This window comes from Burkholderia aenigmatica (assembly GCF_902499175.1).
GTDB classification, from domain to species: domain Bacteria; phylum Pseudomonadota; class Gammaproteobacteria; order Burkholderiales; family Burkholderiaceae; genus Burkholderia; species Burkholderia aenigmatica.
The window spans coordinates 57,251-71,964 of sequence record NZ_CABVQC010000035.1; the positions used below are offsets into that span (position 1 = coordinate 57,251).

Annotated in this window: 16 protein-coding genes; 9 read left to right on the forward strand and 7 right to left on the reverse strand. The window is 65.4% G+C overall.

Annotation, left to right across the window (positions count from 1 at the left end):
• Window positions 1-67: 67 nt before the first annotated feature.
• Window positions 68-574 carry a winged helix-turn-helix transcriptional regulator gene (locus tag BDO18943_RS24005; RefSeq protein WP_175024314.1) on the forward strand — a complete coding sequence of 169 codons (507 nt, stop codon included), beginning with the start codon at window positions 68-70 and terminating at the stop codon, window positions 572-574.
• A gap of 34 nt (window positions 575-608) precedes the next feature.
• On the opposite strand, the gene BDO18943_RS24010 is transcribed toward BDO18943_RS24005, so the two are convergent.
• Together BDO18943_RS24010 and BDO18943_RS24015 are read right to left on the reverse strand one after the other, a co-directional pair.
• Entirely contained in the window at window positions 609-1,151 is a 543-nt protein-coding gene (locus tag BDO18943_RS24010) for a carboxymuconolactone decarboxylase family protein (RefSeq protein WP_175024315.1), read from the reverse strand.
• Entirely contained in the window at window positions 1,148-1,405 is a 258-nt protein-coding gene (locus tag BDO18943_RS24015) for a hypothetical protein (protein ID WP_175024270.1), read from the reverse strand. The genes BDO18943_RS24010 and BDO18943_RS24015 overlap by 4 nt, the downstream gene beginning before the upstream one ends.
• Between BDO18943_RS24015 and BDO18943_RS24020 the strand changes: the two genes are divergently transcribed.
• Both BDO18943_RS24020 and BDO18943_RS24025 read left to right on the forward strand, forming a co-directional pair.
• Window positions 1,404-1,715 (forward strand): winged helix-turn-helix transcriptional regulator, encoded by a 312-nt coding sequence (locus BDO18943_RS24020; RefSeq protein WP_231937848.1) that lies wholly within the window; start codon window positions 1,404-1,406, stop codon window positions 1,713-1,715. The two genes, BDO18943_RS24015 and BDO18943_RS24020, sit on opposite strands and share 2 nt — an antisense overlap.
• Before the next feature lie 81 nt (window positions 1,716-1,796).
• Window positions 1,797-2,477, forward strand: a complete 681-nt coding sequence (locus BDO18943_RS24025; protein WP_175024316.1) for an HAD family hydrolase — start codon at window positions 1,797-1,799, stop codon at window positions 2,475-2,477.
• Between the two features lie 275 nt (window positions 2,478-2,752).
• Here BDO18943_RS24025 and BDO18943_RS24030 read toward each other — a convergent pair whose 3' ends face one another.
• A complete protein-coding gene (locus BDO18943_RS24030; RefSeq protein ID WP_235996181.1) occupies window positions 2,753-3,052 on the reverse strand; it encodes a hypothetical protein in 300 nt (99 codons plus the stop codon).
• A 384-nt stretch (window positions 3,053-3,436) separates the two neighbouring features.
• Between BDO18943_RS24030 and BDO18943_RS24035 the strand changes: the two genes are divergently transcribed.
• Complete coding sequence (locus BDO18943_RS24035; protein ID WP_175024317.1) at window positions 3,437-4,600, forward strand: alpha/beta hydrolase; 1,164 nt, start codon at window positions 3,437-3,439, stop codon at window positions 4,598-4,600.
• Between the two features lie 137 nt (window positions 4,601-4,737).
• Here the strand turns inward: BDO18943_RS24035 and BDO18943_RS24040 are convergent, their stop codons facing one another.
• The 4 genes from BDO18943_RS24040 to BDO18943_RS24055 form a co-directional block, all read right to left on the reverse strand.
• Window positions 4,738-5,877, reverse strand: coding sequence for a patatin-like phospholipase family protein (locus tag BDO18943_RS24040; protein ID WP_089452357.1), 1,140 nt, complete (start codon window positions 5,875-5,877; stop codon window positions 4,738-4,740).
• Between the two features lie 212 nt (window positions 5,878-6,089).
• The gene (locus BDO18943_RS24045) at window positions 6,090-6,551 is read right to left on the reverse strand and encodes a cupin domain-containing protein (protein ID WP_175024318.1); all 462 of its coding nucleotides are present in this window, start codon (window positions 6,549-6,551) and stop codon (window positions 6,090-6,092) included.
• A gap of 92 nt (window positions 6,552-6,643) precedes the next feature.
• On the reverse strand, window positions 6,644-6,976 hold the full coding sequence (locus tag BDO18943_RS24050) for a cupredoxin domain-containing protein (protein ID WP_175024319.1): 333 nt from the start codon (window positions 6,974-6,976) through the stop codon (window positions 6,644-6,646).
• Window positions 6,977-7,001: 25 nt separating this feature from the next.
• Window positions 7,002-7,946: a metallophosphoesterase family protein gene (locus BDO18943_RS24055; RefSeq protein ID WP_175024320.1), complete on the reverse strand. Its 945-nt coding sequence runs from the start codon at window positions 7,944-7,946 to the stop codon at window positions 7,002-7,004.
• Window positions 7,947-8,201: 255 nt separating this feature from the next.
• Here BDO18943_RS24055 and BDO18943_RS24060 point away from each other — a divergent pair, with 255 nt between their 5' ends.
• From BDO18943_RS24060 to BDO18943_RS24080, 5 genes are all read left to right on the forward strand, one after another.
• Window positions 8,202-9,791, forward strand: a complete 1,590-nt coding sequence (locus tag BDO18943_RS24060) for an inorganic phosphate transporter (RefSeq protein ID WP_175024321.1) — start codon at window positions 8,202-8,204, stop codon at window positions 9,789-9,791.
• Between the two features lie 81 nt (window positions 9,792-9,872).
• Entirely contained in the window at window positions 9,873-11,624 is a 1,752-nt protein-coding gene (locus tag BDO18943_RS24065; protein WP_175024322.1) for an ABC transporter permease, read from the forward strand.
• A gap of 11 nt (window positions 11,625-11,635) precedes the next feature.
• Window positions 11,636-12,982 carry an ABC transporter ATP-binding protein gene (locus BDO18943_RS24070; protein ID WP_175024323.1) on the forward strand — a complete coding sequence of 449 codons (1,347 nt, stop codon included), beginning with the start codon at window positions 11,636-11,638 and terminating at the stop codon, window positions 12,980-12,982.
• Between the two features lie 526 nt (window positions 12,983-13,508).
• Entirely contained in the window at window positions 13,509-13,700 is a 192-nt protein-coding gene (locus BDO18943_RS24075; protein WP_175024324.1) for a hypothetical protein, read from the forward strand.
• A 228-nt stretch (window positions 13,701-13,928) separates the two neighbouring features.
• Complete coding sequence (locus tag BDO18943_RS24080) at window positions 13,929-14,693, forward strand: hypothetical protein (RefSeq protein WP_175024325.1); 765 nt, start codon at window positions 13,929-13,931, stop codon at window positions 14,691-14,693.
• Window positions 14,694-14,714: the final 21 nt, after the last annotated feature.

A 14,714-nucleotide genomic window follows, 5' to 3' on the forward strand; every position in this document is an offset into this window, starting at 1 on the left:
CGATACGATTACCGCCGTGCGCGCACCGGCATGGGCTGCGCATCGAAGTCAGGAAAGGTGATTTGCGATGAAATCCAAGAGTTTTGACGGCATGACCTGCTCGATCGCCAGCGTGCTCGATGCGCTCGGCGATCGATGGAGCACGCTGATCGTGCGCGATCTGGCGCTCGGGCTGGCGCGTTACGACGATCTGCGCCAGTCCACGGGCGTGACCCATGCGACGCTGTCGGATCGGCTGAAGGCGCTCGAAGGCCGGGGGCTGATCGAGCGCCGGCTGTATCAGTCGCGCCCCGACCGGTACGAATACCATCTGACGCCGCGCGGCCGCGACATCGGCATCGTGCTGATGGCGCTCGCGCAGGTCGGCGATGCATGGGGGCAGGCGGAATCGAAGGCGCCGCCGCTCCGTTTCATGGAGGCGCGCTCGGGGCATGCGGTGCGGCTGGCGTTGGTCGATGCCGAGACGGGCAGCCCGATCGACCTCCCGGACTTGCGCGTGGAGGCGGGGCCCGGCGCGGACGAGATCATGCACTGGCGGCTCGAGAAGACGCGCGCGCGGCGCGGCGAATCGTGACGCGCGCATCGCCGTCGCGCTGCCGGTTCACGGCTCATGCCGGAAATCGTGCTGTGCCCGCTTCCGGCGGCAGGCGCAGCCCGTTCGTGAGGTAGCTGACGGTCCGGTAGAAGCCCGCGAGCATCAGCAGTTCGAGCAGCGCCTCGTCGCTGAAATGCGGGCGCAGCGCGTGCCACAGCTCGTCGTCGATGTCGCAATGCCGATGCAGCGTGTCGCACAGCCGGATCAGCAACCGGTCCGCATCGCTCCAGCATGCGTCGTCGGCCGAGCCGCGGGCCAGCGAGCGAATCTGTTCGCTGGTCAACCCCGCGGCTGGCGAAAACACGGAAACATGCACCCCCCATTCGTATTCGGAACGGCACAGCGCCGTCGTGCGGTCGATGACGATCTCGCGTTGCCGGATGTCGAGGTGGCCTTTGTCCAGCAGCCCGGCGGCGAAGAACTTCGTGAACAGGCGAGTGTCGCGCGCCAGCGTGGTGAAGAGGCGCAATGGCGGGCGGCCCCGCATGATCCGGTCGATCGACGCGGCAATGTCGGGGGCAAACGGCGGCACTGCGCATGCGATACGCTGAGTCATGTGAACTCCTTCGTGCCCGTGGCGGGTGCGTCTGAACGCTCGCATTCGCCGATGGCTGAGCCGGTAGCGTAGGTGGCGTGCTTTAAAAAGTAAAGCATGAGTGACGAAAATTCATCGACATCGGGCGATGCCGCATGCGTCCGACATTGCATCGATTCGTTGACGTCACGCGGCGTTTGCTTTAAAAAGTACAGCATGACCACACCCAAAATCGGACAACGCGTTCGCGGATCGAAGACGGGACGACCCATCATGGTCGTGCTGGATCTGCTCGGGCGGCGCACCACGCTGCGCATCCTGTGGGAGCTGCGCGGCGAGCCGCTCACCTTCCGTGCGCTGCAGGAAGCCTGCGAAACGAATGCACGCCTGCTCAACACGCGGCTGGCGGAGCTCAAGGCGTCGGGCCTCGTCGAGCATGGCGAGGGCGGCTACTGCATGACCGCCGAAGGCCGGCGGCTCGAGGCGGCGTTACAGCCGTTGCTGGGGTGGGCAAAACAATGGGCAAAGCGCGACCCCGACGGATTCGATGCGGCCGATCGCGAGCAATCCGGTCAGGAACGCTGATCGATCGACGCGCGGGTTTGCATCGCCACGTCATGCCGGTTCGCGCATCGCGCACGCGCCAATATTTTGCGGAGTCCTTTCATGCCTGTTCGGGCCGTCCTTTTCGATTTCGATTTGACGCTGGCGGATTCGTCCGCCGCGATCATCGCGTGCACGGAGTACGCGTTGCATCGGCTGGATGCCGCCGGCGCGACGCCGGCGCAGATCAGTGCCGTGATCGGGCTGCCGCTGCACGAGATGTTCCGCTCGCTCACGGGGGAAACCGAGCCGGCGCGGGCTGACGCGTTCGCACGTCACTTCGTGGCGCGGGCCGACGAGATCATGGTGCACGGCACGCGCATCTATCCCGAGGTTCCGTCGCTGCTCGCGCGTCTGCGCGAGCAGGGTCTCGCGGTCGCGATCGTTTCGTCGAAGTTTCGCTACCGGATCGAGGCGATCCTTGCACTGAACGAATTGCAATCGCTCGTCGACGTGCTGATCGGCGGGGAAGACGTGCAGCGTCACAAGCCCGATCCCGAAGGGCTCGTGCTGGCGCTGGCGCGGCTGGGCGTGCCGGCCCGCTCGGCAATCTACGTGGGCGACCACGCGGTGGACGCGCAGGCGGCCGAGCGTGCCGGCGTGGCGTTCGTCGGCGCGGTGAGCGGGATGACGTCGTTCGACGGATGGGCACGCGCGGGCAAGCAGGCGGTGGCCACGCAGATCGGCGAACTGGACGCGATCGTGCAACGGATGCAGCGCGATCCGTCCGAAGCATCGGGCTGACGCTCCGCCGCGCCGCAAGCCAAGGCGACCTCGGCCTGTCGATGATCCCGGCGGTCTGCTTTCGGGCCAGTACGATCGACCTGCCGGTGGCTGGCAGGTCAGATGAGGGATGCCGGGAATCGGTGTCCGCGAAATGGCGATTTCGCCTGCTTCATCCCGGCATCGCGGGTTCGTCGGGTTGACGAACCCATTGAGGCTGCATGTCGCTCAGGATTCAGGAAATATCATTTTCATTAAATCCCGCTTTTCGGAATAAATGCAGCCTGAATCGCGTGTCAGCTGATCGAGCCAATCACGACGAAGCTGAAATTCCGGTCGCTGTATTTTCCATAAGAGTCGCCGGTTTGAATCGTCGCGCCGCTGCCGGAAAGCGCAGGGAAGATCACGTTGTCCAGCGTGTTCTGTCCGCCGCCGTATCCCCATTGCGACCCGACAATCGCCGGCGTCTTGGTGAAGGCGGTGCTGAACGAGAGCTGATACGTGCCCGTGCTTTCACGTTTCACGGCGAATCCACCCGAACCATCCACGACCGTACCGTTGCCCTGAACGCTACCCCACAACGTAACTTGAGCCATGATCGCTTCTCCTTATCCATTGTTGAAACAATGTCGATAATTGAAACGGGATGTCGACCCAGTAATGTCTTGGTTATCCGGATCGGCGGTTGTATTGTATGTGATGGATTTTTAAAGTTTGATCCGGGGTAAATAATTTATTCTGATTTTTATTTTAAATATGCGGAATTTGTAATCGGAAGAGAATACTGTTGCGTAAAGTTCGCATTCGGTCGTTGGCCGGGTAATCAAGCGCTGGTCGACGTCGTGACCCGGGGGATGCGCGGGTGGCCGAACGCGAAGCCGAACCGGCCGGCTGAACCGCTTTCGGCAACAGTCCGGCAGCGCGCGACGGATTCTGCGACCATCGCCGTTGAAGTCATACCCGCTACTCGATCCGTCGCCATGTCACTCATTTCCGTCGCCTTCGCCAGCCTCCGGTTCGCGCGCGTGCTGCCGGCCGCCCGAACGCTGTCATACGCCATTTCGCTGGCGGCCGCCGGTGCGGTGCTCGGCGTGCCGGGCGGCGCGCGTCCGGCCGAAGCCGTCACGCAGCGCGAACGCCTCGATGCGCCGGTCAAGGCCGTCGCCGGCCAGCGCGTGGCCGTCGATACACCGCAGGGCAGCGCGGTGCTGCCCGTCTACGCGGATCGTCCTCTCGACCAGGCCGCGCCCGATGTCACGCGCGTCTTCGTCGTGATTCACGGCACGCTGCGCAATGCCGACGCGTATTACGCGTCGGGGCTCAAGGTCGTCGAGCAAGCCGGTGCGGTTGGCAAGGGCACGATGGTCGTCGCGCCGCAGTTTCTGACGCGTGCCGATACGCGCGCGTTTTCGTTGCCCGCGCAGACGCTCGCGTGGACGCAGGAAGGATGGAAGGGCGGCGACGCGGCCCGTCAGCCGGAGCCGGTCAGTTCGTTCACCGCGCTCGACGCATTGCTCGCGCATTTCGCCGACCGCAGCCTGTATCCCGCGTTGTCGAGCGTGGTCGTGATCGGCCATTCCGCCGGCGCGCAGTTGCTGCAGCGCTATGCGGTGGCCGGACACGAAGGCGATGCGCTGGAGCGGGCCGGCATCGCCGTGCGCTATGTGGTCGCGAACCCGTCGAGCTACCTGTATTTCGACGACGCACGGCCGGACGGCCAGGCGATCGCAGGCGGAACCTGCCCGCGCGCGACGCAATGGAAATACGGGTTGCAGTCGGCGCCGCCCTATGTCGCATCGCAGGACGTGCGCGCGCTCGAAGCACGCTACGTCGCACGTCGTGTCGTGTACCTGCTCGGCCAGGCCGACACGAACCCGTACACGCATTTCATCGACCGTTCGTGTGCGGCCATGGCGCAAGGCCCGTACCGTCTCGCGCGGGGGCTCGCGTATTTCGACTACCTGAAGAAGCGGCACCCGGCCGATCTCGTCCAGCAGGTCGTCGAAGTACCGGGCGTCGGGCACGACAATCTCGGCATGTTCACGTCCGCCTGCGGGCTGGCCGTGCTGTTCGACCAGGCATTGCCGTCATCGTGCCCGGTCGTTGCTGGCACCGCGCCGGGCGTGCGCGCGGCGTTGCCGTAAGCGGGTGCGGGAGATCCGCGCCGGCCGGCATCGACCGATCGGAACGATCCACGAACCGGCCGGATCGATGCGTTTCGCTGTCGGTCACGCCCGCGTTCAGGCCGATCGCGATCGGCGCGCGATTGCCGCGCCGCGCGTCATGCCGTTTTTTCCGTGCCGGGCGGCGCGCTTGCATCGAATACCGTCAGGCCTTCCGTCGGGTCCGTCGGCGTGTCCCACGGACGTGCCGCGATGGCCCGTTGCGCGGCCTCGTAGCCGGCCTGCCGGCGGGCCGCGATGCCGTCCGGCGTGAAATCGATGTCTTTCAGCTGATTGTCGCCGGCGAGTCGCGGCGCCGCGAGCTTGACCAGGTGCATCGTGGTTTCGCATCCCCACGCGGCGAGCCGGCGCACGGCCGGCGACGCGCGTTCGGCTTCCGGCACGTGCCGGGCCAGTTCGCGAATCACGTGGCGCAGCCGGTGGATCTGCTGCTGGCGCGCGATGTGGCTGTCGGTGCGGCTCGCATACTGGATATCCTTCTGCCGCTCCGACACCTGCCAGATGCTCTCGGGCTCGGGGCCGGCCGGATTCCACATCTGGACGGAGAAGATGATCGAGCTGCGGCGCGGGTTGTCGTCGAGCACGACCTCGACTGGCGTGTTCGAATACACGCCGCCGTCCCAGTACGGTTCGCCGTCGATCCGGATCGCCGGGAACGCGGGCGGCAGCGCGCCCGAGCTCATGATGTGCTCGATCCCGAGCCGCGTATCGCGCGAATCGAAATAGCGCATCGTGCCCGTGCACGCATTGACCGCGCTGACGGTCAGGCGCGGGTGGCCCGCGTTCAGCAGGTCGGGATCGATCAGCGACGCGAGCGTGTCGCGCAGCGGCGCGATCCGGTAATACGACGCGCGATCGACGCCGAGGCGGGCCATCGGCCCGAGCCACGATGCCGGATTCGGCTGGAAGAATCCCGCGATGCCGCCGCCGATGATCATCAGCTCGGCGAGCGTCCGGTCCCAGCCGGGCAGCAGCGGCGCGGCGTCGAAGCGGGTCCGTTCGGTCACGCGGCGCCAGAACGCCGACAGCTTGTCGTAACGTTGCTCCGGCGGATTTCCGGCGATCAGCGCCGCGTTGATCGCGCCGATCGACGTCCCGACCACCCAGTCGGGCCGGATACCGGCTTCGTCCATCGCCTGAAAGACGCCGAGCTGGAACGCGCCCAGTGCGCCGCCGCCCTGGAGCACGAGCACGACTTGCCCGGGGAGATCCATGCGTGCCGGCTGGCTCGCGGTCATGGCTGGCCTCGCTGCGTGTGACGGTGGTTTGGATCCGAACGGTTCGATTCAGTTTAGGCGATCGGCGGCGGGGGAGCGCCCCCAAGTTCAACGGGCCGCTGCGTCTGCGTTGCCTGCCGCTTCCGACCCTCAAGTGCGTTAGCCGTGGTGCGCTTGCATGCGGCAGCTCGCGTCGTTTTGGGCCGCGCATCCGCAGGCGTGAGCTGCAGGCGTCACGCGTCCGAGTACGGCGTGCCGTCCTTGTGCAGGAACCGGCCGTCGCGGCTCGGGCTCATCATGTCGATGTCCGGGCAGGTGATCACGTCGTCCGGCGAGCGCGAGCCGACCTCGAGATAGACGGCGACCGCGTCCGACCGGTTGACCAGGTGATGGCCGTTGCCCGAGCCTTTCGGAAATGCCGCGCAGTCGCCGGCGCGCAGCACGGTTTCGCCGTCGTCCTCGATCATCACGAGTTCGCCTTCGAGCACGTAGACGAATTCGTCTTCGGCGGAATGCCAGTGGCGCTGGCTCGACCAGCCGCCCGGCGGCACGCGCATCAGGTTGACGCCGAAATCGCGCAGCCCGCCGGCGTCGCCGACGCGCTGGCGGATGCGCTGCGCGCACGGCGCGTCGAACGGCCGCGGATAGCCGCTGCCGCGGCGTTCGGGCACGGTGCTGAGGTCGATCCTGGGCATGGGCGGCTCCGTCGGCCACGCGGGCGAATGGGATGGGGGCATTGTAGGCGGCGCCGCCCGCCATTCGTCCGCGCGTGTCGCGGTGCGCCGCGTCATTCGACCGTGATGGTCTCCTTCATGAACGGGTGAATCCCGCAGAACACCTTGTAGACGCCCGGCTTGTCGAAGCGGAACGAGTACGTCTCGTCCTGGTCGAGCGCCTTCGAATGAAAGATGCCGGCGTCGTTGACGACGGTGTGCGGCTCCGCGTCGAGGTTCTTCCACGTGATCGTCGTGCCGGCCTTGATCGTGGTCGACATCGGCGAAAACATGAAATTGCGGATCGTCACGAGCGTGCCGTCCGGGCCCTGCGCGAGTGCGGAAAGCGGAGCGGCGGCGCACAGGATCAGCGCCGCGACGACGCTGAATGGCTTGAAGCGGGTCATGTCGGTCTCCTTGCGGTTCGGTGCGTCACGCCAGCGTCGCATCGTGCAGCGACGATGCGACCGGATGACCCGCGAATTCGACGGTCGTCACGCCGAGCATCGACGGCAGCCGGTCGCGCGGCACGGTGAGCGGCACGGGCCCCGGGCCGTTGCCGGCCGTCGGCTGCGGGAACGCGGTGGAGCGCGCGGTGTGGAACGTCACGTTGCCCTCGACCTTCGACACGATCTGGTGGATGTGCCCGTTCAGCACGGTGACCGAGCCGAAGCGGCGCAGCAGCGCCATCGTCTGCGGTGCGTCGCCGGTGCCCCAGCCCCACGGCTCGTAGATGGTCCACATCGGCATGTGCGAGAACACGACGATCGGCGTGCTCGACGAGCGGCCCTTGAGATCCTGCGCGAGCCACGCGAGCTGGTCGTCGCCGAAGCTGCCGAGCCCGTTCGGCTTGAAATGCATCACGTTGACGAGGCCGATGAAGTGCACGCCCGCGTGATCGAAGCTGTAATACCCGCGGTTGTCCGACGCCTTGCCGAACCGGCTGAAATATTCGGCGCCGGAACCGTCGGTGACGTCGTGCTCGCCGGGCACCGTATGCAGTTCCGGCACGCGCAGTGCGGACAACAGCTGCGACGCATGGTCGAACTCCTCGGGCTTGGACAGGTGCGTGATGTCGCCGGTATGGATGGCCAGCGCGGGCATCGCCGGCATGCCGTTGACGAGGTCGATCGTCTGCTTCAGCGTGGCCGACACGTCGGGATTCGCGTCCTTGTTGAAGCCGATGTGCGTGTCGCTGATCTGCACGAACAGCGGGCGGCCCGCGTTGGCCGGGAGCGTGTCGCCGGTCTGCGCGAGCGCAAGGTCGAACGGCGTCAGGACGCCGCCCGACAGTGTAAACAGCGTGCCGAGGCCGCCGAAGGCCATGCACTGCAGGGCCTTGCGTCGCGACGGGTTGGTGGGGGTCGATGAAGACATGTGAGCCTCGCATTCGTGTGACGAAACCGGACGGCCGGATCGTCCTGGAAGAAACCGGCGCCTTCGCGTGCCATACCGGCGAAGCGGCGGATTTATTCCCATGCGTTACAAGGTCGACCGCCCGTGTTTGCGGCTTGCGCGGTGCGGCGCGATTCCTGACAGATGGCTTGTCAATGTCTTGTAAGTGACACGTCACATTTGCGTCACGACCGGTCGATAGCCTGCCACTCCGAGTCACCTCTCCGGAGCCCCTTCATGCCGAATCTCGCGGCAACGGAAACCAGCGGTGCGGTCAGCAACCGCACGCGCACCATCAGCCTCGCGCTGTTTTTTCTGATCATTGCCTGCGGCATCGTCTATGTCGGTATTCATCTCAGCGCCGACCTCAGTCCCGTCAAGGAAAGCTCGGTCCTCCCGTTCCTGCTGCTGATCGTCGCGCTGCTGATCGCGCTCGGCTTCGAATTCGTCAACGGCTTCCACGACACCGCGAACGCGGTCGCGACCGTCATCTATACCCATTCGCTCGACCCGCACCTGGCGGTCGTCTGGTCGGGCCTCTGGAACCTGTGCGGCGTGCTCGTGTCGAGCGGCGCCGTCGCGTTCGGCATCCTGCAGTTGCTGCCGGTCGAACTGATCCTGCAGGTGGGCAGCGGCTCGGGGTTCGCGATGGTGTTCTCGCTGCTGATCGCGGCCGTCACGTGGAACCTCGCGACCTGGTATTTCGGGCTGCCGTCGTCGAGCTCGCACACGCTCGTCGGCTCGATCATCGGCGTCGGGCTGATGAACCAGATCGTCAGCGGCCCGTCGGGCACGAGCGGCGTCGACTGGAACCAGGCGCTTGGCGTCGGCAAGGCGCTGCTGTTTTCGCCGCTGATCGGCTTCGTACTGTCTGCGCTCGTGCTGCTGCTGTTGAAGGCGCTCGTGCGCGTGCCGGCGCTGTACCAGGAACCGAAGGGCAACAAGCCGCCGCCGTTCTGGATCCGCCTGCTGCTGATCCTCACCTGCACGGGCGTGTCGTTCGCGCACGGTTCGAACGACGGGCAGAAGGGCATGGGGCTGATCATGCTGATCCTGATCGGCGTGATGCCGACCGCCTACGCGCTGAACAAGGCCGTGACGCCCGACCAGACGAGCACGTTCGTCGCGGTGGCGCGTCACGCGTCGACGACGCTCGTCAAGTACGCGGATCCGGTCGCGCAGTCGTCCGACCCGCGCGCCGACGTCGAGGCGTACGTGCGCACGCACAAGCTGTCGCCCGCGACGATCCCGGCATTGGGCAAGCTCACCGACACGATCGCCGACCAGGTCGCGCAGGCCGGCGGCATCTCGAGCGTGCCGCAGAACCTCGTCGACAACGTGCGCAACAACATGTATGTCGCGTCCGAGGCGATCCGGCTGATGGAGAAGGCGAAGACGCCAGCGTTCTCGGTCGAGGACGCGAGCGCGCTCGAAGCGTTCAAGAAGCAGATGGATCGCGCGACGAAATTCATCCCGACCTGGGTGAAGGTCGCGGTCGCCATCGCGCTCGGTCTCGGTACGATGGTCGGCTGGAAGCGGATCGTCGTGACGGTCGGCGAGAAGATCGGCAAGTCGCATCTCACATACGGGCAGGGCGCATCGGCCGAGGCCGTCGCGATGCTGACGATCGGGATGGCCGACGCATACGGGCTGCCGGTGTCGACGACGCACGTGCTCGCGTCGGGCGTGGCCGGCACGATGACGGCGAGCGGCTCGGGCCTGCGCTGGGATACCGTGCGCAACCTCGTGCTCGCGTGGGTGCTGACGCTGCCCGCGTCAATCGCCCTGTCGGCCCTCCTGTACTGGGCGCTGCACGGACTGTTCTGACCCGCGCCGGGGGGCGCGACGTCCGGCCGCGCGACGCGCGGCCGGTCCCATCGATTTTCAATTCAACACAAGACGCTACCGATGGATATCAGTTTCGATCCGAACCGCACCGCGAACGCCTCGGCGTGGCGCGTGCTACCCAACCGCTGGGATGCCGTCGCGTTTCCGCTGATCATCTGCCTGCTCGCGATGACGATCATCGGCTTTCACCAGACGATGGCGCCGATCGGCGTGCTGCAGACCCAGAAGATCTCGCTCGACCCGTCGAACCTGCCTGAATACGCGCTGCGCACCACGCTGCGGATGCTCGCCGCGATGGTCGCGTCGCTCGTGTTCACGCTGGTCTACGGCACGCTCGCCGCGAAAAGCCGCCGCGCGGGCATGGTGCTGATCCCGATCCTCGACATCCTGCAGTCGGTGCCGGTGCTCGGCTACATTTCGTTCACCGTCACGTTCTTCATCGCGCTGTTCCCGGGCCGCGTGCTCGGCGCGGAGCTCGCGGCGATCTTCGCGATCTTCACGAGCCAGGCGTGGAACATGACGTTCAGCTTCTACCAGTCGCTGCGCACGGTGCCGCGCGATCTGCATGAAGTGTCGCGCGGCTTCCACCTGACGGCGTGGCAGCGCTTCTGGAAGCTCGAGGTACCGTTCTCGATGCCGGGCCTGATCTGGAACATGATGATGTCGATGTCGGGCGGGTGGTTCTTCGTCGTCGCGTCGGAGGCCATCACCGTCGGCAACCAGACGATCACGCTGCCGGGGATCGGCGCGTATCTCGCGCAGGCGATTTCGGACAAGAACCTCGGCGCGGTCGGCTGGGTGATCGTCACGATGACGGTCGTGATCCTCGCGTACGACCAGTTGCTGTTCCGCCCGCTCGTCGCGTGGGCCGACAAGTTCCGGATGGAGAACACCGCATCGGGCGATGCGCCGCAGTCGTGGCTGCTCGACATGATGCGTCGCACGCATCTGATCCATCAACTGCTCGTGCCGGCCGGCTGGCTGCTGTCGCAGGCCGCGCGGATTCCGTTGCGCCTGCCGTCGTTCAAGGGCGCCGGTGCGCGCGGTGCATCGCGCCGCCGGTCGTCGCGGATCGGCGACATCGTCTGGGGCGTGCTGGTCATCCTGTTGACGGTGTATGTGGTGTGGCGCGTCGTCAGCTTCGTGTCGACCGGCGTGACGATGGCCGAGGTCGGGCATGTGCTCGTGCTCGGTCTCATCACGCTGCTGCGCGTGCTGCTGCTGATCCTGATCGCATCGGTGATCTGGGTGCCGCTCGGCGTGTGGATCGGGCTGCGCCCGGCGCTGGCCGAGAAGATCCAGCCGCTCGCGCAGTTCCTCGCCGCATTCCCGGCGAACCTGCTGTTCCCGGTGTTCGTGATCGTGATCGTCCGCTTCCACCTGAATGCGGACATCTGGCTGTCGCCGCTGATCGTGCTCGGCACGCAGTGGTACATCCTGTTCAACGTGATCGCCGGGGCGATGTCCTATCCGAACGACTACAAGGAAGTGACGAAGAACTTCCATATCCGCGGCAAGCAGTGGTGGCGGCAGGCGATCCTGCCGGGCATCTTCCCGTACTACGTGACCGGTGCGATCACCGCATCGGGCGGCGCGTGGAACGCGAGCATCGTGTCCGAATTCGTGCAGTGGGGCGATACGAAGGTCGTCGCGCACGGCCTCGGCGCGTACATCGCGCAAACGACTGCCGCCGGCGATTTTCCGAAGATCATCCTGGGCATCGCCGTGATGTCCCTGTTCGTTACCCTGTTCAACCGTCTGCTGTGGCGTCCGATGTACGCCTATGCGGAAGCCCGGCTCCGTCTCGATTGAGAGTAAGCGCGATGCAAAATCCGAATGTCATGAATGCCCCCGTCCAGACGAACCAGGCGGCCCAGCCGCCGCGTCTCGGCGACGAAATCCTGCGCGTCGAGCATGTCAGCCGCGGTTTCAACAAGTCGCAAGGCGAGCTGCTGGTGCTCGACGACGCGAACCTGTCGCTGCGCGAAGGCGAGATCGTCGGCCTGCTCGGTCGTTCCGGCTCGGGCAAGTCGACGCTGCTGCGGATCATCGCCGGCCTGATCGAGCCGACCGGCGGCGAGGTGTCCTATCTCGGCAAGCCGCTGGACGGTCCGGCCGAAGGTGTCGCGATGGTGTTCCAGACCTTCGCGCTGTTCCCGTGGCTTACCGTGCTGCAGAACGTGGAAGCGGGCCTCGAGGCGCTCGGTGTCGACGCCCGCCAGCGGCGCGAGCGTGCGCTGGCCGCGATCGACCTGATCGGTCTCGACGGCTTCGAGAACGCATATCCGCGCGAGCTTTCGGGCGGCATGCGTCAGCGCGTGGGCTTCGCGCGCGCGCTCGTCGTCGATCCGACGATCCTGCTGATGGACGAGCCGTTTTCGGCACTCGACGTGCTGACCGCCGAGACGCTGCGTACCGACCTGCTCGATCTGTGGACGCAGGGCCGGATGCCGATCAAGTCGGTGCTGATCGTTACGCACAACATCGAGGAAGCCGTGTTCATGTGCGACCGGATCCTCGTGCTGTCGTCGAACCCGGGCCGCGTGATTGCCGAGATCAAGGTGCCGTTCAAGCATCCGCGCAACCGGCTCGACACCGATTTCCGCAAGCTCGTCGACGACATCTACGCGAAGATGACGGCGCGTGCGACCAACGAGGCGACGAAGAAGGGGCTGGAGCTCGGCAGCTGGCTGCCGCGCGTGTCGACCAACCTGATGTCCGGTCTGATCGAGACGCTCGCGATGGCGCCGTACCACGGCCGCGCGGACATGCCGGAAATCGCGCGCACGCTGCATCTGGAAGTCGACGAACTGTTCCCGATCGCCGAAGTGCTGCAGTACCTCGGTTTCGCGGACGTGCGTGAAGGCGACGTGTTCCTCACGCCGCCCGCGCGCGTGTTCGCGGAATTCGGCACGCAGGAGCGCAAGCTGATGTTCGCGGATCACCTGCTGAAGCACGTGCCGCTGGCCGCGCGGATCCGCAAGGTGCTGAACGAACGTCCGGGCCATCGTGCGCCGCGCGTGCGCTTCGAGCAGGAGCTGGAGGATGTCCTGTCCGACGAAGCGGCCGAGGAAACGCTCGACGCGGTGATCGACTGGGGCCGTTACGGCGAAGTGTTCTCGTATAACGACAAGACCGAGGTGTTCAGTCTCGAGGATGTCGAGAGCTGAAGCCCTCGGACGGATCGACCGAACAGCCACTGCAACACGAGCCCCTTGCCGAGTGTTCTAACCCGGGCAAGGGGCAAGCAGATGAGCAGGGCCGGGCAGGAAGGGGGGAGCCTTGCGGAGGCAGTGCGAAACCAGTCAGTCCGAAGCCGACGGAATGGTCGAGGCTGCGTGCCGAAGCGGCGCGTCTGAAGCGGGCGCGCGACATCCTTTGGAACGCGTGCGCGTATTGCCCGGCAGGCGCGACACGGCGTGCACGTTCATCGAATGCAATGTCACCACTGGCCGATCGTACGGTGACGGGAAATGCCGGAAATCGGCATGGCCGATGTTCGGGCGAATCAGTGCCTGCGGCGATACCGGATCAGTTGCCGGGGCGGAGCGATGAAAAAGATCATCGACGCCGCCTTCGCGTCATGCTTTCCATTCCTGACGCATCCAGCGTTGGCTGCCTCCCTTTCCGACAAGAAAATAATTTCGGGTCGCTCGTATGCCCGTCATTCTGGAAAATATGGAGCAGTCGCGATAAATGCTCGCGATTCCCGCGGTATCGACACCCCTTGGCGGAATTCGCTACCTTGCCGCGGGCGGCCACGCTTTCTATCAGACCGATAATGGATTGCCGGTCATTGCATTCAACCCGAACATGACAGCGCGGACACGGATGGGCGCGGCGGAGCGGAATAACGTTCGCACCGAGGCGGTTGCCGGCAAAAGGTAAGATGGCGGTCTGTGGCCGGCAGGCAATCGGGCCTGTATGGAAGGCCCACACCGGCATGCATGTGGCGCGTGATGGCGTCCTGCCTGTCCTGGCGTCGCAGGCCAGATTGCGGTTTGGCGTTTCTCGTTGATCAATGACCATTCTGCTGCGGGAGCGGGGTATGCCGTGTAACCGGATCGCCGGCATTTTTTGTGTATCGGGAGTCGTGCATTGAAGAGCCGGAGAATAGTGTCGATCGGGTTGGCCGTGGCGACGTTGCCTTTTGGCGCGGTATCGGCAAGCGCGAGTGAAGCCGTGACTTTCACCGTTGAAGCGCGCGCATTGCGCTATCAGTACGCGAGTCCGTCCGACAATCGAAATGCCCTCGATGAAATGCTGCAGCACGCGAGTATCGTCGGCCACTATTGGAAGCCGACCACGGTCGTGGAAATGTCGCGATGCATGACCGGTGTGGTGTGTTATCCCTCCCCGCATCTGGAGAGTGAAACGAAAGATCATCCTGTTACGGTGCAGCCCCGGGTCATGCCCGGCCCGTCCGGGCAGGAATCGATCCAACTGCGGTTCGAACTGCCGGTCAGTCACCGCGGCGCGTCTCTGGACGGCGTGTCGCTGGTGTTGCCGCTCAAGTTCATGTTGCAGCAGCCGAGCGCGCAGCTTGTGCTCAAGCAAGCGGACGCGGCGCTGGCAGACTATCAAAAGACCCGCCGTGCATTTGAGCGCGGGGCGTCGGTGACCATCAATCTGGCATTGCCGAAGGTGTTGGGAGAGCCGGGCCCCATGCTGGATCACTGCACCGGGATTCCGAACCCGTTGAGCTGGAGCAGCTCCGGCGTCGTCGCCATCCGGACCTCTGCGCAGCTCGGGGCGCAGCGAAACGTGCCATGGTCGCCGACGCGGGTCAATGAGGATGCGAGCAGGCTCGGAACGGAGGAAAGCTGTGCCACCTGGCGGCCGGATGTGGAGAACACCTACCGGTGGCGCGCGGAACCTTGAACGTGTCGACGATCGGGTTTC